This is a genomic window from Streptosporangium album (assembly GCF_014203795.1).
In the GTDB taxonomy this organism is placed as follows: domain Bacteria; phylum Actinomycetota; class Actinomycetes; order Streptosporangiales; family Streptosporangiaceae; genus Streptosporangium; species Streptosporangium album.
In genome coordinates, this window is record NZ_JACHJU010000001.1 from 2,382,825 (window position 1) to 2,399,940 (window position 17,116).

12 protein-coding genes are annotated in these 17,116 nt (G+C 72.7%); 1 reads left to right on the top strand and 11 read right to left on the bottom strand.

The features are described 5' to 3' along the window. The 6 genes from FHR32_RS11285 to FHR32_RS11310 form a co-directional block, all read right to left on the bottom strand. A complete protein-coding gene (locus FHR32_RS11285; RefSeq protein ID WP_184754267.1) occupies window positions 1-1,890 on the bottom strand; it encodes a GTPase family protein in 1,890 nt (629 codons plus the stop codon). Between the two features lie 262 nt (window positions 1,891-2,152). Further along, window positions 2,153-2,851: a response regulator transcription factor gene (locus tag FHR32_RS11290; protein WP_184754268.1), complete on the bottom strand. Its 699-nt coding sequence runs from the start codon at window positions 2,849-2,851 to the stop codon at window positions 2,153-2,155. A 197-nt stretch (window positions 2,852-3,048) separates the two neighbouring features. Further along, window positions 3,049-3,606, bottom strand: coding sequence for a hypothetical protein (locus FHR32_RS11295; RefSeq protein ID WP_221465361.1), 558 nt, complete (start codon window positions 3,604-3,606; stop codon window positions 3,049-3,051). Between the two features lie 28 nt (window positions 3,607-3,634). Next, entirely contained in the window at window positions 3,635-4,888 is a 1,254-nt protein-coding gene (locus FHR32_RS11300; protein WP_184754269.1) for an ABC transporter permease, read from the bottom strand. After that, a complete protein-coding gene (locus FHR32_RS11305; RefSeq protein WP_184754270.1) occupies window positions 4,885-5,622 on the bottom strand; it encodes an ABC transporter ATP-binding protein in 738 nt (245 codons plus the stop codon). Before FHR32_RS11305 ends, FHR32_RS11300 begins: the two co-directional genes overlap by 4 nt. Then, complete coding sequence (locus FHR32_RS11310) at window positions 5,619-6,776, bottom strand: efflux RND transporter periplasmic adaptor subunit (RefSeq protein ID WP_184754271.1); 1,158 nt, start codon at window positions 6,774-6,776, stop codon at window positions 5,619-5,621. The genes FHR32_RS11305 and FHR32_RS11310 overlap by 4 nt, the downstream gene beginning before the upstream one ends. Window positions 6,777-6,927: 151 nt before the next feature. Here FHR32_RS11310 and FHR32_RS45890 point away from each other — a divergent pair, with 151 nt between their 5' ends. Continuing rightward, complete coding sequence (locus tag FHR32_RS45890) at window positions 6,928-8,721, top strand: efflux RND transporter periplasmic adaptor subunit (protein ID WP_184754272.1); 1,794 nt, start codon at window positions 6,928-6,930, stop codon at window positions 8,719-8,721. A gap of 147 nt (window positions 8,722-8,868) precedes the next feature. On the opposite strand, the gene FHR32_RS11320 is transcribed toward FHR32_RS45890, so the two are convergent. The 5 genes from FHR32_RS11320 to FHR32_RS11340 all read right to left on the bottom strand — a co-directional run bounded on the left by FHR32_RS11320 (window position 8,869) and on the right by FHR32_RS11340 (window position 16,842). Further along, complete coding sequence (locus FHR32_RS11320; RefSeq protein ID WP_184754273.1) at window positions 8,869-10,254, bottom strand: sensor histidine kinase; 1,386 nt, start codon at window positions 10,252-10,254, stop codon at window positions 8,869-8,871. Next, entirely contained in the window at window positions 10,251-10,958 is a 708-nt protein-coding gene (locus tag FHR32_RS11325) for a response regulator transcription factor (RefSeq protein WP_184754274.1), read from the bottom strand. The genes FHR32_RS11320 and FHR32_RS11325 overlap by 4 nt, the downstream gene beginning before the upstream one ends. A gap of 35 nt (window positions 10,959-10,993) precedes the next feature. Further along, window positions 10,994-12,184, bottom strand: a complete 1,191-nt coding sequence (gene lhgD, locus FHR32_RS11330; RefSeq protein ID WP_184754275.1) for an L-2-hydroxyglutarate dehydrogenase — start codon at window positions 12,182-12,184, stop codon at window positions 10,994-10,996. A gap of 101 nt (window positions 12,185-12,285) precedes the next feature. Further along, the gene (locus FHR32_RS11335) at window positions 12,286-15,684 is read right to left on the bottom strand and encodes an SCO7613 C-terminal domain-containing membrane protein (protein ID WP_184754276.1); all 3,399 of its coding nucleotides are present in this window, start codon (window positions 15,682-15,684) and stop codon (window positions 12,286-12,288) included. Window positions 15,685-15,828: 144 nt separating this feature from the next. Continuing rightward, window positions 15,829-16,842: a YjiK family protein gene (locus FHR32_RS11340; RefSeq protein ID WP_246466101.1), complete on the bottom strand. Its 1,014-nt coding sequence runs from the start codon at window positions 16,840-16,842 to the stop codon at window positions 15,829-15,831. Between the last annotated feature and the right edge of the window lie 274 nt (window positions 16,843-17,116).

The following is a 17,116-nucleotide window of genomic DNA, read 5'->3' on the forward strand; positions in this document are numbered from 1 at the left end:
TCACCTCTCGTCCCCCTCCCTGTCCGCCGGGCGGGGAACGGCGCCCGGAGGCCGGTCCAGGGGATCCGGGGCGGCGTCCGTGCCTCCCGCGGGGAGGGTGAGCGTGACGGGCGCGCCGGGGAGCCTCTCCTGCCGTTCCCCCACCGGCAGCGCGGTCCGGCGGTCCGCGGCCGGGATCTCGCGCTGGTGATCCCGTACGGCGAGCGCGGCCGCGCGGAGAGCGGCGGCGGCGCCCTCGGGGGGCTGGACGGCGTCGAGGAGGGAGGTGAATCGGGTGGCCTCCGTGCCGAGGAGTGCCGCGACGCGGGCCCGCAGGTCGGTGCGGGCCTTGACGGTGAGGGTGCGGACGGCCTGGTCGCCGAAGAAGGCCTCCAGGAGTTTCTGGCTCAGCACGCTGGTGCCTCCGGCGATGCCGACCTCGATGCCGGTCAGGCCTCCGGTGGAGGCGAACACGGCGAGCATGAGCAACAGCCCCGCCCCGTTCAGGCCGTAGGAGGTGAGCCGGGCGGTGGTCCGCCTGTCGGCGCCCTCCTCACTGACCAGGCCGAGCACGTAACCCTGCCAGCCACGGACCGCCGCCTCCGCCTTCGCGGGCAGGCCGGCCGAGGCCCTGCCGAGGCGCACGGTCGCCACGGCCCCGGTCTCCTCAAGCAGGGCGCGTCCCGACGGGTGCGACGACCACGACTCCAGCGTGCGTTCGGCGGCGCCGTCGGCCGAGTCCCTGATCAGCGCCCCCACCCCGCTCTCCAGCGCCACCCGGAGCTCGTTCTCGGGCGCCGGCCGCCCGGTGAACAGCGCCACCAGGCGGTCCCTGACCCGGCCCACCCGGTTCTCCAGGGTGCGCATCAGGTCGCCGGTCCCGATGAAGTCCTGCCAGCGGGCCAGCACCTCACCCCGGAGCAGCGAACCGTCCAGCATGCCCTCGTCGAACGTGGCCAGTCCCCCGGCGTAGGCGGCGTCCGTCATCGAGCGGAGCTCGCCCGCCACGGCGTGCTGGCGGTCCACGGCGTCGGCCAGCGCGGGGACCCGGGTGGCGAGGCTCTCCAGGGCGCCGGACAGGGTCTGGCGCACCACGTCGGCGCGGGCCTGGGAGTCGGCCGCGATCCCGGTCAGCCAGTCGGCGACGGGCGCGACCGCCGGACGCGGCAGCCGGGCGTTCTCCTCGGGCAGCACCAGCTCCGGAACCTCGAACAGGCGTGTCCCGCCCAGCCCGTTGACCTCCAGCAGCCGGGCCAGGTCCCGCTTCACCACGCCCAGTGCCTCCGGCGGAACCCGCGACAGGATGACGGCCATGGCCGTGCTCCGCTCCCTGGCGACGCGCAGGAACCCCCACGGCACCTCGTCCGCGTAGCGGGCCGCGGTGGTGGTGAACAGCCAGAGGTCGGCGGCGGCCAGGAGCTGGGCGGCCAGTTCCCGGTTGGCGGTGACGACCGAGTCGATGTCCGGTGCGTCGAGAAGGGCCAGGCCGGGCGGGAGCGCGGGGACGGTGACCACCCGGAGCGTGCCCGGCTCGCCACGGCCCTGTCCCGTGACGCGGGGAAGGCCGGGCAGGACGTGCTGGGCGGTGAACCAGGCCTGGTCGGCCGGGCTGACGGCCAGGGTGGGGGCCAGCGTGGTGGGCCGCAGGACGCCGGGCTCGGAGACGTCGGCACCGACCAGGGAGTTGACCAGGGTCGACTTGCCGGCCCCGGTGGAGCCGCCGACGACGGCCAGCAGCGGGGCGTCGATCGCGCTCAGACGCGGGATCAGGTAGTCGTCGAGCTGACCGGTCAGCTCGCGCAGCGCCCGGCGGTCACCCTCGACGTCACCGGCCGCGAGCGGGAACAGGCCGAGATCGAGGTGGCCCCGCAGCTCTCGCAGTGCCCCGAGCAGACCGTCACTCCCGTTCATAGAGGCGATCCTTCCCGCGAGGAAGGCCCCTAGACGTGATTGTGCCCCACCGCTCGACCGGGTCACGGGGGCGAACTCGGTAGAGCGGTGGGGCCTTACCCCGGCGCCTCGCGTGGAGGTCGTGCCGAACTCGTCTCCCCCGCAGCTGGAGGCGAGCCCTGACCCACCACGCGACCGCGGGGTGATCGGGGGTGATGCGTTGCCCATTCGAGCAACCGAAGCTCAAAATCAGGTCAGGTGAAGCTGAGTATCAGCTGAAAATTCAATCACCGCGTGGTAACCGCAGGACATAGCCCACGCCCCGGAGGGTGTGGATGAGCCGCGGCTCCTCCCTGTCGACCTTCCGCCGCAGGTAGGAGACATAGGACTCGACGACTCCGGCGTCGCCCCCGAAGTCGTAGTTCCAGACGTGATCCAGGATCTGCGCCTTGGACAGGACCCGGCCGGTGTTGACCATGAAGTAGTGCAGCAGCTTGAACTCGGTGGGCGACAGCCGTACCGGCTTACCCGAGCGCCACACCTGGTGTGCCTCCTCGTCCAGCTCCAGGTCGCCGACCTGGAGGCGGGCGGGGAGATCGAGGTCCCCTCTCGTACGGCGGAGCACCGCCCGGATCCGGGCGAGGACCTCCTCCAGACTGAACGGCTTGGTCACGTAGTCGTCCGCCACGCGCAGACCCGTCACCTTGTCGTCGGTCGCGTCCCGCGCGGTCAGGAAGACCACCGGCATCTGCCCGCCTATCTCCCGCAACCGTCCCGCGACCGCGAAACCGTCCATGTCCGGCAGCATCACGTCCAGCACGACGAGGTCCGGGCGGACCCGCTGCGCGAAGTGCACGGCCTCCCGGCCGTCCGCGGCGGTCACCACCTCGAACCCGGACCTGCGCAGGCTGGCCGAGAGCAACTCGCGGATGTTCGGCTCGTCGTCCACGACCAGCAACCTGGCCTCGACTCTCTCCAGCACGACAACGAGGCTCGCTCACCCCGCTGGAGCGCAGCTCAGCTCAGGCTGAACGTTTCCTGGGAAAACGTTTCCCAGGAAACGGGCCACCACCGATGCGGGGAGACCCTCTCCCGGGACCGGACCGCCACCGATCCCGATGGGACGCCTCCCGGGAAAAGGACCGCCGCCGACGGGGAGAGCACGTCCCCCGGAGAGCGTCATCGGCGGCCGCCGCCCCCCTCACTGATCGCGGTCGCGGTGATCGACCCGTCCTCGGCCTTGGCCCCCTGGACGACCACCGTGCCGCCGGGCTTGAGATCGGTGACCTTGCCCTTCTTCGTGACCCGCACCGCCGTCTCGCCGCTGGTGTTCACGGTGACGACGGACCCGTCCATGGTCGTGACGTAGAGCTTCGTGCCGTCCACCCGCTGCACCGTGCCGACGGCCCCGCCCTGGCCGCCGCCGCCCTGCTGCCTGCCCCCGAACCCGCCGAACCCGCCGCCTCCTCCGTACCCGCCGGGACCCGCCCCCTGCCCCACGGCGGCGCTCCGCGCCCCGGAGGCCCCGGAGGCCCCGGCCGGGCCGCCCATCGCCTTCTGCGCCTGGATGCCCACGATCACCCCGGCGACGAGCATCACCCCGGCACCGAGCACCAGCGTGAGCCTGGAGAGCCCGCGCCTCGGCCGGACCACCAGCTCGCTGTCCAGGTCACCCCGGAAGGGAGAGGTCTCCAGCATGTCCCCGGCCGGAGCCGCCTCATCCGCGTTACCGCCCATGTCTGTCTCCTTGCGTAAGCCGTACAGGTCACTCGTGGCGCAGTGCCTGGATGGGGCGGAGCCTGGCCGCCCGATTCGCGGGGTAGCCCCCGAAGAACAGTCCGATGCCGGCACAGACCCCGAGGGCCAGCACGATCGAGGACGGGACGATCACGGGCTCGATGCCCGCGATCGTGAACCGGGTGCCGAGGAACGCGATCGCCACACCTGACAGACCGCCCACCAGGCTCAATACCGTCGCCTCCAGCAGGAACTGACCGAGGATCGCGCTTCTGGGCGCGCCGATGGCCTTCCTGATGCCGATCTCCCTGGTCCGCTCGGTGACGGTGACCAGCATGATGTTGGTGATGCCGATGCCGCCGACCAGCAGGGAGATGGCCGCGACCGCGCCGAGCAGGGCCGTGAAGATGCCGACGGTCGAGCTGACGGTCTCCTGCAGGGTGGCCTGGTTGAGGATGCGGTAGTCGGCGGTGGCCGTGGGGGTGATGTCGTGCCGCTGGTTGAGGATGTCCGTCACCTCGGCCTGAGCCGTGTCCGTCGTGCCGGCACCGGTCGCCTGCACGATGATCGAACTGAGCGACCCGAACCCGGTCAGACTCTGCTGTACGGCGGGCAACGGCACGATCGCGACGTCGTCGGCGTCCTGCATCCCCGAGGAACCCACCTCTTTGAGCACCCCGACCACCGTGAACGGCACCCCGGAGACACTGATCTGTTTGCCGACGGGGTCCGCCGCGCCGAACAGCTCCTCGGCCACGGTCCGCCCGATCACCATGACCTTCCGGGCGGCGAGCACGTCGTCGTTGATGAAGTAGGCGCCGCTCTCGACAGGCTTGTTCGTCGCCTCGAAGTAGCTCGGATAGGTGCCGACGAGCTGGGCGATCGTGTGACTGGCCCCCTCGTACACGGCGGCGGCCGAGGCCGCGGTCACCACCGGGGACACGCTCCTGACCGACGGGGCCTGTCCGCGGTCGGCCAGCGCCTTGGCATCGTCCAACGTGAGCTGCCTGGCCTGCGTACGCGGCCCGCCGCCCTGACCGCCTCCTCCGCCACCGCCACCGCCTCCGAAACCGCCCCCGGAGAAGGAGGCGGAGATGGTGAGGGTGTTGGAGCCGAGACGCTGGATGCTCTGCTGGATGCTCTGCGAGGCGCCCTCGCCGAAGGAGACCAGCAGGATCACCGCGGCCACCCCGATGAGGATGCCGAGCGTGGTCAGGAAGCTGCGCAGCTTGTTGGCCGCCAACCCGCGGAGGGCGAACCGGAGGATCTCGAACCAGCTCACGCGGGGACCTCCGGCATGCGCATACGGGGCGGGGGGCCGTCGACGGGCGCCTGGCGGCGGTCCTCGACGATCTGGCCGTCCACCAGGCGTATGACCCGCTTGGCATGCATGGCCACATCGTCCTCATGGGTGATGATCACGATTGTCCGGCCCGAGGTGCTCAGCCGGTCGAAGATCTCCAGCACGTCCCCGGTGGACTTGGTGTCGAGGTTTCCCGTCGGCTCGTCGGCGAGCAGGAGGGCGGGCGAGGTGACCAGCGCCCTGGCCACGGCCACCCGCTGCTGCTGGCCGCCGGAGAGCTCGTTCGGCTCGTGGCGGACCCGGTCGGCCAGGCCGACCTGGTCCAGGGCCGCCAGGGCGCGGGCGCGCCGCTCGGCCGCGCCGACCCCGCCGTACGCCATGGGCAGCTCGACGTTGGCGAGCGCGGTCATCCGGGGGATCAGGTTGAACGACTGGAACACGAAACCGATCTTCCGGTTGCGCAGGATGGCGAGCTGGCGCTCGTCCAGCGATCCGACGTCGGTGCCGTCGATGAGGTAGCGGCCGGAGGAGGGCACGTCCAGGCAGCCGAGGATGTTCATGAGTGTGGACTTGCCGGAGCCGGAGGCGCCCATGACGGCCACGTAGTCGCCGCGCTCGACGGTGAGGGACACGCCCCGCAGGGCACGGACCTGGGCGTCGCCCTCACCGTAGACCTTCGAGAGGTCCTGGACGGACAGGACGGGCGCGGTCACCGGCCACCCCCGCCGAGACCGCCGCCGCCCCCGCCACCGGTGCCCCCGCCACCGCGGCCGCCGCCACCGCCGAAGCCGGGGAAGCCGCCCTGCTGGGTGGTGCCGGTGGTCACCGGGCGGACGATCTGGTCGCTCTCGCCGAGCCCCGACTTGATCTCGGTGAGTGCGTCGCCCTTGACGCCGACCTCCACCTGGACGGGCACCTGCGCGCCGTTCCGCAGGACCGTCACGGTGCTCCGGCCACCCGCCGTGGAGACCACCGCCGAGGGGACCGCGAGCACGTTCCCGGCCTGGTCGATGATCACCTCGACCGTGGCCGTCTGGCCGAGCCGCACCTCTTCCGGCGTCTCGGTGAAGGAGATCGTCACCGGATACTGGACCACGTTGTTGCTGGTGGCGGCGGTCGGCTGGATCTGGGTGACCTTGCCGGTCGCGGTGACGCCGGTCAGCGCGTCGAACCGGATCGAGGCCGTCTGCCCGATCTTGAGCCTGATGACGTCGGACTCGGTGAAGTCGCCGACGAGCTGGAGCTTTCCGGTGTCGGCGATCTCGACGAAGCCGGTGGAGCTCTTGGTCGCGGAGCCGCTCGCCTTGGCGGTGGAGTCGCCGGAACCGCCGGACGACGCGGCGGTGGAGGAGCCGGACGCCCCCGAGGAGCCCCCGACCGTGCCGTTGACGGCGGTGACCGTGCCGGCGAACGGCGCCTTGATGACGGTGCCCGCCACCGTGCGCTGGGCCGCCCGATAGGTGTTCCTGGCGGTGACGTACTGGGCGTAGGAGGCGGCGGTGGAGGTGTCGTCGTCGGCGGTGTCGAGGGCCGCCGCGGCGGCGTCGAGGCTCTCCCGGGCGGACGTGTCGTCCAGCCGGGCCAGGACCTGCCCCTTGGCGACCTTCTCCCCGACCTTGACGTAGATCTTCTCCACCGTGCCGCTCGATCCGAAGGCGAGGGAGCGCGCCTGGGCGCTCGCCACCGTTCCGGAGGCGGACACCGAGGCGACGACCGTGCTCCGGGTCGCCGACACCGTCCGCGCCGAAGTCTCGGCGGAGGAGACCCCGCCGCCGAGAGAGGAGTAGGCGATCCCCGCGCCGCCCAGCAACAGGACCCCCAGGGTCCCGTTAACGATCAGCGCTCTGCGCTTGGTCGACAGCTTCACAGCGCTGTACTTTGACGCATTTTCCTGAGTCGTACCACTGGCTTCGACTGAAGGTTTGCTGCGGACTTCAAACCTGATACGCCAAAATCCGCAGGAAACGTTCAGGTATTTGTGAGGAGAGAGTGAATCGAGCAGGCCAGGATGGTCCGTCATGAGACCGACCGATCTCCCCAAGCCGCTGCGGACGGGAGGACTGGCGCTGGCCGCCCTTGTCCTGGTGGGCGCGGGCGTCCTCTACACGCTTGACGACGGCCCGTCCTCGGCGCCCCGGGTGGAGCTCGCCTCCGCCAAGCGGGGAACGGTGACGGCCGAGGTGTCCGCGGCGGGCAACACGGTGGACGACGGCACCCGCGAGCTCGCCTTCGGCGGGTCGGGCACGGTCACGAAGGTCTACGTCCGGGCCGGGGACAAGGTCGGCAAGGGCGACGTGCTGGCCAGGATCGACTCCGCACCCGCGCGCGAGCGCCACGCCGCGGCCGTGGCACGGCTGTCGGCGGCCCGGGAGGCGCTGGACGGAGCCGAGACCGCGGCGACGGCACAGCCCCAGCCACAGGCTCAGACTCGGAGCCAGACGCAGACGCAGACCCAGGACCGGACGTCGAGCGACTCCGCCCGGCAGGCGGCCTGCGAGCCCACGGCACGCCCCACCGGCACGCCCAGCCCGGACGGCACGCCCCGGCCGACGGGGAGGCCCGGACCGGACGGCACGCCCGGGCCGACGGGGACGGCCGGTCCGGCCCGCACGCCCACGCCGGCCGGATCGGAGCAGCCGGTGGCGGTGGTCCCGGCCGGATACTTCCCGGCATCGGTACGGACGTCGGCACCGACGCCCACACCGACGTCAACGCCCGCGCCGGTGCCGACGGCCACCGGCGACTCTCCCGAACCCGCTCCGACGGTGACCGTCACGGTCACGGCGACCCCCACGGTCACCGTGACCACCACGGCCACGGCCACGGTCACCGTGACCGCCACGCCGAGCACGGGCCGCCCGCCCACGAGCGCGGAGCCCACCAGGCCCGGCCCGGCGCCCAGCCTGTCGACGCAGCCGAGCGCGCACCCTGTGCCCACCTCGTCGGCCAGACCCACCGCGACCGGGACCGCGAAACCCCGCCCGACCTCGGAACCGACCGTCGGCCGGACTCCCGGCCCGCAGTCCACCGCCTGCCCGGGGCAGACCGGCCAGACTAAGCCCGGCACCACCGGGCAGACCGGGCAGTCTGGGCAGACCAAGACCGGCGCCACCGGCCAGACCGGCACCACCGGGCAGACCGGCGGCACCGGCGGGCAGCGGACGCTCAGCGTGGAGCAGGCCGAGGCCGACGTGAAGCGGGCGGAGGCCGACCTGACGGACGCCCGCGAGGAGCTGGCGGGTGTGCGGATCGTCGCTCCGGCGGACGGCACCGTCCTGTCGGTGGCCGGAACCGTCGGTGACAGCGTGGGCGCCGACGCGTTCCTCACCCTTGGAGATCTCGACGAGCTCCAGGTGGAGGCACTGGTCACCGAGTCGGACGTGGGCAAGCTGAAGCCGGGGCAGCCGGCGGCGATCACCCTGGCCACCGGGGAGGGCAAGAAGTACACCGGGACGGTGACCCGTGTCGCGCCCACGGCGACCGCCACCGGGCAGCTGGTGAGATACGGGGTCACGGTCGCGTTCGACAAGGCTCCGGCGGACCTCCTGGTCGGCCAGACCGCCACCGTCAGCGTGACGGTGGCCGAGTCGGAGCAGGCGCTCTACCTCCCGGCCCAGGCCGTGCGGTCCGGGGCCGGCGGGGCCTCGACGGTCACCGTCCAGGGCGGCGCCGAACGCGTCGTGAAGACCGGGGTCCGCAGCGACCAGTACGTCGAGATCCTCTCGGGGCTGGGAGAGAACGACCGGGTGGTGCTCCCCGGCGGCACGGCCACCGGAGGGTTCCCCGACGGTAGCTGGCCGGGAGGCCTCTGAGCCGGGCCGCGCCCGGAGGCGGCCCGCGCCCGGAGGCGGCCCGGCCACCGGCGTCCGTGCCGGTGGCCGGAGGAAGCAGGGCCGGGCCCCCACGGTGCGGGGCGGTCGCCGTCGGCGGCCGGGAGGCGTTCACCTCAGGCGACTCCGTCAGTCGTCGTCGGCCAAGGGGAGGGAGACCCGGAACGTCGAGCCCTCACCCGGGCATGACTCCACGGCGACCGTGCCGCCGTGGGCGTCGACGATGGCCGCGACGATGGCCAGGCCGAGACCGCTGCCACCGTCCTCCGGCGCGCGGCGGCCACGGGCGGAGTCGACGCGGTAGAAACGCTCGAAGACCCGCTCGCGCTGCTCGGCGCTGAGGCCCTGTCCCTCGTCGGCCACCTCGATGACCGCCGTGCCGTCCCGGGCGGAGAGCGCCATCCGCACGGGGGTGCCGTCCGGCGTGTGGGTGAGCGCGTTCGTCATCAGGTTGCCCACGACCTGGCGGAGCCGTACTTCGTCGCCGGAGACGATGAGCGCGGAGCCGTCCACCGAGAGGGTCACCTGGCGGGCGGGGGCGAGGATGCGGGCGTCGTGAACGGTGTCGGCGGCGATGGCGAGCAGGTCCACCGGGCGCATGGCCATCGGCCGCTGCTGGTCCATCCTGGCGAGCATGAGCAGGTCGTCGACCAGCAGGCCCATCCTGACCGCCTCGGACCCCATCCGGCGCAGCAGCGGGGCGGCGTCGATGTCGGGCGCCTGCTGGTAGAACTCGGCGAAGCCGCGGATCGAGGTCAGCGGGGTGCGGAGTTCGTGCGAGGCGTCGGCGACGAACCTGCGCATGCGCTCCTCGGAGCGACGGGCCGAGGCCTCCGACTCCGACCGGGCCTGGAAGGCGGTCTCGATCTGGGCGAGCATGCCGTTCAGCGACTGGCCGAGGCGGCCGACCTCGGTGCGCGGGTCGGCGTCGGGGACGCGGCGGCTCAGGTCTCCGGCGGCGATGGCCTGGGCGGTGCGCTCGATCTCCTCCAGCGGGCGCAGGCTCCGCCGTATGATCACCACCCCCGTCCCGGCGAGCACCAGCATCAGCCCGCCGCCGCCGAGCAGCTCCACCAGCGCGAGCTGCCCGACGATCTGCCGGACCTCGGACATGTCCACTGCCGTGACGAGGGTTCTCCCCTTCTCCAGGGGGGTGATGTGGATCCGCCACTCACCGCTGTCGAACGTCCCGGGTCCCTGGCCTGCGGGCACCTGCGGAAGGGGCTTGTCCTCCACGTCGGCGCCGCTGAACTCAAGGGTGGTCCCGCCTCTGGCGTCGCGGAACTCCACCCGGGTGTCGGCCGGGAGCGGCTTGCCGACCAGCATGGCCGCTCCGCGGTTCAGCCGCCGCACCACGTTTTCGGCGGTCAGGTCTATCTGGCTGTCCACACGGTCGATGAGGTAGCCGCGCATGATCGAGACGCTGCCGATGCCGATGAGGGTGAGCGCGATGGCCAGCAGGACCAGGATGACCGCGATCAGCCTCACCCGCAGCGGGGTCCCGTTGAGCGTCACGGGGCGGGGGGGAGGCGCAGGACGTAGCCGACCCCGCGCAGGGTGTGGATCAGCCGGGGGTCGACGTTGTCGATCTTCCGGCGGAGGACGGAGACATAGGACTCCACGATCCCGACATCGCCCCGGAAGTCGTAGTCCCACACGTGGTCGAGGATCTGCGCCTTGGACAGCACCCGTCCGGCGTTCGCCATGAAGTAGCGCAGGAGCTTGAACTCCGTCGGCGACAGCGCCACGGCCCTGCCCCTGCGCCACACCTCGTGGCTCTCCTCGTCGAGCTCGATGTCGGCGAAGGTCAGCCGGGGCGGACGCGCGAACAGGTCTCCCGAACCGGTACGGCGCAGCACGGCCCGGATCCGGGCGACGACCTCCTCCAGGCTGAACGGCTTGGTCACGTAGTCGTCCCCGCCGACCGTCAGCCCCCGGATCTTGTCCTCGACGGCGTCGCGCGCGGTGAGGAAGACCACGGGCGTGTCGGTGCCGCCGCCGCGCAGGCGCCGCACGACGTCGAACCCGTCCATGTCGGGCAGCATCACGTCGAGGACGATGAGGTCGGGGCGGTGGCGCTGAACCGCGGCGACGGCGTCGGTCCCGTTGCCCGCCGTGTTCACCCCGAACCCGGCGAACCGCAGGCTCGCGGCCAGGAGCTCGAGGATGTTGGGCTCGTCCTCGACGATCAGCAAGCTGGCTTCAGGTGCGTCGGTCACGGATTTTATCTTCACTCGCCCACATGAAAAAGCAGTTAAATGGTCAGCCTCGAGGCTAACCCCACAATATGCCTGGCAATGGCCAGACTGGAGGTCGCGGCCGGTGAGGGGGCGTTCCGCACCAGGACGACCCGGCCGTGCACGTCGATCGCGAAGTCGTCGAGCATGCTCCCGTCCCTGGCCACGGCCTGGGCCCGGACGCCACCGGCCGTCCTGACGAGGTCGGCCCTGGTGAGCGCGGGCACGTAGCGGCGAGCGGCGGCCAGGAAATGCCCCTTCGCCATCGAACCCAGCACCTCCCGCACCCCGGTCCGCCAGTGCGTGGCGGCCAGCCGCCGGGTGCCCTCCCAGGCCAGGACCCGGCGCAGGTCGGTGAGATCGATATCACCCCACGAGTAGCCCTCCAGAGCCAGGGCCATGACCGCGTTGGGGCCGACCAGCACCTCGCCGTCGATCCTGCGGGTCAGGTGGACGCCGAGGAACGGGTAACGGGGGTCGGGCACCGGGTAGATCAGCCCGCGGACCAGGTCCTTCGCCGTGCCGGCCAGCGCGTAGTACTCACCGCGGAAGGGGACGATCCGCACGTCGCCGGCGGCTCCGGCCATCCGGGCGACGTTGTCGGTGCCCAGCCCGGCGCAGACGATCAGCCGGTCGAACCTCAGCTTCCGCTGCCCGGCCAGCACCTCCACCCCGCCCGCGGTCTCCCGCAGAGCGCGAACCGGGTGGGAGAGCAGCACCGAGCCGCCCGTCTCCTGCACGTCCCGGGCCAGGCGGCGGGCGACGGCGGGGAAGTCGGCGATCGCGGTGTGCGGGGAGTGCACGGCGGCCACCCCTACCGTGTGCGGTTCGATCTCGCGCAGCGCCAGCGCGTCCAGCTCGGCGATGCCGGGGACCCCGTTGGCGCGGGCACGGTCGGCGATCCTCCGCAGCCCCGGCCGCTCGGCCGAGGTGGAGGCGACGACGAGCTTGCCGACCTCCTCGTAGGGGATGCGGTGCTCCGCGCAGTATTGCCTGAGCATCGCCACCCCCTCGCGGCAGAGCCGGGCTTTGAGCGATCCCGGCTGGTAGTAGATTCCCGCGTGGACGACCCCGCTGTTGTGACCGGTCTGGTGGGCCCCGACACGAGCCTCCTTGTCGAGGACGGTCACCGTGGCACCACGGGTCCGCGCCACCTCTCTGGCCACCGCCAGACCCACGATTCCCGCTCCGACGATCCCGATGTCCACGGCGTGACTCTACCGGCCGACCCGCCGCCCTTCCCAGGGGCGAACGGCCGTTTTCGGGCGATACGGCACGCGGAGCCGATGATCACCAGGTGAGGGGAGGGTCAGCGCATCCGGCCGAAGGCCGCGCGCAGGCGGCGCACCTCCCTCAGCCGTGCCTCGTAGGTCGCGCCGACCACGAGGAGGAGCAGCCCACCGGCCGCCATCGGCACCCATCGCGGCACGGCCACGGCGAGCTGCGCGATCCACGGGGCCAGCTCGTGCAGGGCGACGACGGCCAGGGTGAGCCCGCCGAGGAGCACGGGGGCCTGGAGCCGGAAACGCGCCCCGGCCAGCAGCACGGTCAGCGAGGCCGCGCCGAGCAGCAGCGGTCGGCCCCAGCCGGTGTCACCGAGCATCGCGATCATGCTCGGGAGCAGGCTGGAGGCGAGGCCGCCCCCGTAGGAGACCCAGGAGGAGGTCTCCCGGTTCCTGGCCCGCCACCAGCCGAACACCAGCAGGACCAGCGAGAACGGCACCGTGTAGGCCTCGACGACCGTGATGTCGGAGGCGAGCAGCCGTAACCAGGAGGCCGCCAGCAGGAAGCCCGTCCCCACGTATCCCGCCCACCGCCGGTCGGCGCGGAGCGCCGTACCGGCCATCAGCACGCCGACGACCGCGCAGGCCAGCCCGGCCAGCGGCAGATCGGCGGCGCCGAGCGGCAGGCCGGCCGCGGCCAGGGCGTACCCGGCCGTCTCCACGCCGATCGCGGGCGTCGCGCTCCCGAACCTGCCCGCCACGGCCGCGGCCAGGCAGGCGACGGCGAGCACGCCGAACGCCGCATGCCGTACCGGCAGGTCAAGCGCCACCCCTGCGGCGAAGGCCTCGCCCCCGGCGAGCAGCGTCGCCAGCCCCGCCCCGGCGACCCGTACGGCCCGCGCCCGCCCGTACAGCGCGACCGTTCCCGCGGTGACCGCCACGAGCGGCAGCACGATGAGGGTGGCGGGTCTGCTCATGAGCGCCCAGGAGACCGCGGCCGAAGCCGTGCACAGCGCCACCGCGCCGCCCACCATCCCGTTGGTACGGCTCCGCGCGGCCGTCCACGCGGGCGGCACCAGACCCGCGACGAACAGCCCCACCTCCAGCCCGTACGGCCACGCGACCGAGACGGGCAGGGCCGTCAGCACCACCGGCCAGGCCACCAGCCCCGCGCTGAGCGCGCCTCCGCGCCCGGCGGCCTGCCAGGAGACCAGCACAGCCGTGACCGCGACGAGAGTCGTGACCACGATGAGGAGGGGATGGTGGTCGACGGGGGTCCCCAGGGCCGTCCACGGCGAGGTGAGGGGGCGGTAGAACCTGGTGATCCGGGCGAGATCGCCGCACACGGAGAGCAGCGCGAGCCCGGCGAGCACGGCCCCCAGCACGAGCCCGGTCAGCCGCCGCGGATCATCGGCTCCGCCTCCGGCGGCCTCCCCGACGGCGGACGTCCCGGCGGTGGGCCGGTGACGCAGGGCGAGGAGCCCGGCGAGCAGGGCGCCGACGGCCAGGGCCGGCGACAGCCCTCCGGCCACCGGCTGCCATCCTGTCCCGGTGGCGACCGCCCAGATCAGGCCGGTCGCCGACAGCACCGCCATCGCCAGCGCGGCCGAGGCCGCCTGCGGCACCCGGGCGGTGAAGGCGGCCAGGCCGCACGCGACCAGCAGGACGGCGAGCGCCGCGTACGTGGTGCTCCGCTCCGCGAGCGCGACGGCCACGGCCAGCGCGGCGACCGGTCCGGCCAGGGCCGTGAAGGCGCCCGCCCACCAGTACTCTCCGGCCAGGGTCAGGCCGGCCACCAGCGTGACGGCCAGGATCAGCAGAACCGTGAGGTCCGCCGCGTAGCCCCAGCCGAAGGCGACCGGGGCGACCGCCACCGTGACCGTGCCGAGGGCCAGGGCGCCGGGCCGCATGGCGGCCCGCCCTTGGTGGGCCGCCACCGCCGAGGCGACCGCCAGCAGCCCCAGCACGACGGCTCCCTGCGGGAACGGCGTGACCTCCCGGTCACCGGCGAAGCCGTAGGCCCCCGACCAGGCGTCGTCCAGCCGGGCGAACGGCGCGAGCAGCGTGTAGACCGTCATGGGCAGAGACGGGAGCGCGGTGAGCACGGCCAGGACTCCCGCGCAGACGGCGCCGGCCGAGCGTGCCCGTGGATCGTTCAGGCCGGGCAGGCGGAGCACGACCAGCGCCACCACCAGCGCCGCGACGGTGTACGAGACGATCCGCCAGCCGGATGGGAGAAGCGGCCAGACCGCCGCGGCCAGACCCACGGTCAGCGCGAACGCTGAGACGGCCGCCAGAACCCCGCGCCAGTCCGGGTCCGTCCGGAGCGCGAGGACGCCGATCGCGGCGAGCACGATCAGCAGAAGCCCGCCGGCCACACCGGTGATCAGAGAGTCGGCGCGGAAGAAACCGGCCAGGTCCAGGGAGTCCAGAGACCCGTAACCCACACCCAGCGCCCACACCACGCCGAAACAGAGCCCCATCGTCGTCCGGACCCCGGTCGCGCGCCACGGCGGAGCCGGGGGGCCGGGGGCGCGCTCCGTTCCCGCGTCGTCCGGCGCCGCCTCACGACCGGCCGCGTCGCCCGGAATCACCAGGGGTGCATCCGCGCCGGCATCGTCCGGAACCACCTCGCCCCTGTCCGTTCCTCGGCTGCGCACCAGGAGGAGGGCGTCGGCGGCCGCCGTCACCGCGAGGGCGGCGGTCATCCAGGGGGCGGTCTCTCCCAGCGCGAGCAGCGGGAGCGGCAGCTGGGCGAGCACGATCGCCACCGGCAGCGGCAGTCTCAGCGGGAGCAGCCGCGAATAGCCCGCCATGACGAGGGCGACGAGGCCGAAGATCAGGGCGGCGTAGTCGGGTCCGGTGAGGTCGGCGGCCCCGGCCAGGCCGACCCGCCGGGCCGCGTAGCCGTCCAGGAAGAGCAGGGCGACGCCGAGCATCGCGATGGTCTCGGCGGTGGCGGTCAGCCCTCGCCGTACCAGGATTCTCGGTGCGGCGAGGGTAAGGCCGGTGATCCCGGCGAGGATCGCGGCCCGCCCGCCGATGCCCAGGTGCCCCCAGCTGACGACCGTGAAGACGACGGCGGCGACGGCCAGCAGCAGGCCGCCGAGGATGAGCAGCACGTTCTGCACGGCCCGGGGGGAGACGTCCCGTCGCGGTGCGGGAGTTCCGGGCTGCCCGGATGCGGGGACGTCCGGCGGATCCGTTCCGGCCGCTGCCTGCCGTACGGCGGAGTCGGCCACGACGCGGCGGGCCCGTTCCTCCCGGAGCAGGTCGAGCAGCATCTCGCGCCGGGCCAGGAGCGCCGTCTCCCGCTCCCGCAGCCTGGCCAGGGCTCCGTCGAGCTGCCACAGGTCGACCGCCACGGGTCCCCGCAGCGGCAACGCACAGCGGGGGCAGCGGTCGTACTCCTGGATGAGGACCGCGCCGCAGTCCGGGCAGTTCACCCCGGCGGACGGACCGGGAGACGCGTTCTGATCGGGCATGCCCTGAAGGATGCCGGACGCGGATTGCCGTTTGGTTGCGGCGATGCTGTCCGGCGACCGCCCGGTACCCCACCTGGGCCGTGCCCCCTTGAGACCTTCCGCCTCCTGCGGTCGCCCAGGCGGACGGGTTCTGCGGGACAGGGCCTAACGCGTACGGCGGGCGATGAGGGTGATGACGCCGGTCGCCGCCGCCGCGGCCGCCAGCCAGGCGGCCACGGCCAGGTTCGGCACCCCGGCGTCGGCGTCCTCGTCCGCTCTGGAGTCGGACACCAGCGCCGTCCCGCCCTTCTTGGCGGGCGGCGGTGTGGGCGTGGGCTTGGGCTTGGGCTTGGGCGCCGTCTCCCGGAGGACCTCGGCGGGCAGTGGCACGCGGTAGACCGGGCTGGCGGCTCCCTCGGTGCCGGTCAGCAGCGCCTTGCCGTCGGCGGTGTAGGCGATCGACTCGGCCTGTTCCAACGGGGGCATCGACACCCGGGCGATCTGCTCCCCCGGAGCACGGTAGACCGTGGCGGAGAAGTAGGTGCGGATCACGAAACTCGACCCGTCGGGGGCATAAGCGGCGTCGGTGGCCATCATGGGCGCGGCGCCGACCTTGCGGAGCACGTTGACCTTGTCGGTGCGCAGCCGCTTCGGGGCGGCGTACACCGCCCCGGCGAACTGCTTGGTCACCACGTAGAGCCGCCCGGTGCGGGGATGGACCATGATGCCCTCGGCGTTGTGCCCGCCGTCCTCGTAGCGGAACCGGTAGCGGACGGCGGGGAGCACCGCGTCCTGCATGGTGGTGGGCTCCGTCACCTTGTAGACGGAGATGTCGGGCCAGGCCCCGTCGAAGTTGTCGCCGATGTCGCCGAACCAGAGCACTCCCGCGCCGGTCGCCGGATCCCTGGAGGCGGCCATCGCCTCCCAGTCACGGGCCACCGCCCCCTGGAGGGTGAACCTCGCACGGGTCCGCCCGTTGGGTCCGAGGGCGTAGAAGACCGGCTCGGCCCCACTGTCGTTGTGGGTGTAGTAGACGTTCTTGTGCGTCGGCGAGACCGCCAGCCCGCTCGACTCGGTGATGCGGCTGTCCTTGATGGTGAAGAGGGGCGGGTCGTCGTCGGCCGACGCTCCCGGTCCCGCGAACATCGCCGTCCCGGCCAGCACGGTGACCGCGAGCATGCGAACCACGACATCCCCCGCCCTACTCCCCATCCCGCCATCATGCCCTGTCGCCGGACTCAGGAAGCGGTTCGGGCGCCTCTCGTCTCCATCAAGGTCAGACAAGCGTTGCCGAAAGCGGCGGGACGGATCGTCCCCGGCGCCGGGCGTCACGGCGGCAGGAGGGCGTGGCACTTTCGGCGTGGAGGTGCTGGAAACGATCTTAGAGATGTACCTCTAAGGAAGGCCTTCTCGTCTACTCGGACATCCCGTCATCGCGCGAGGAATTCGACGA

Coding starts and splice junctions, on each gene's coding strand:
- FHR32_RS11295 (WP_221465361.1), bottom strand. CDS start 3,606: ATGGGCGGTAACGCGGATGAGGCGGCTCCGGCCGGGGACATGCTGGAG.
- FHR32_RS11285 (WP_184754267.1), bottom strand. CDS start 1,890: ATGAACGGGAGTGACGGTCTGCTCGGGGCACTGCGAGAGCTGCGGGGC.
- FHR32_RS45890 (WP_184754272.1), top strand. CDS start 6,928: ATGAGACCGACCGATCTCCCCAAGCCGCTGCGGACGGGAGGACTGGCG.
- FHR32_RS11335 (WP_184754276.1), bottom strand. CDS start 15,684: ATGCCCGATCAGAACGCGTCTCCCGGTCCGTCCGCCGGGGTGAACTGC.
- FHR32_RS11340 (WP_246466101.1), bottom strand. CDS start 16,842: ATGCTCGCGGTCACCGTGCTGGCCGGGACGGCGATGTTCGCGGGACCG.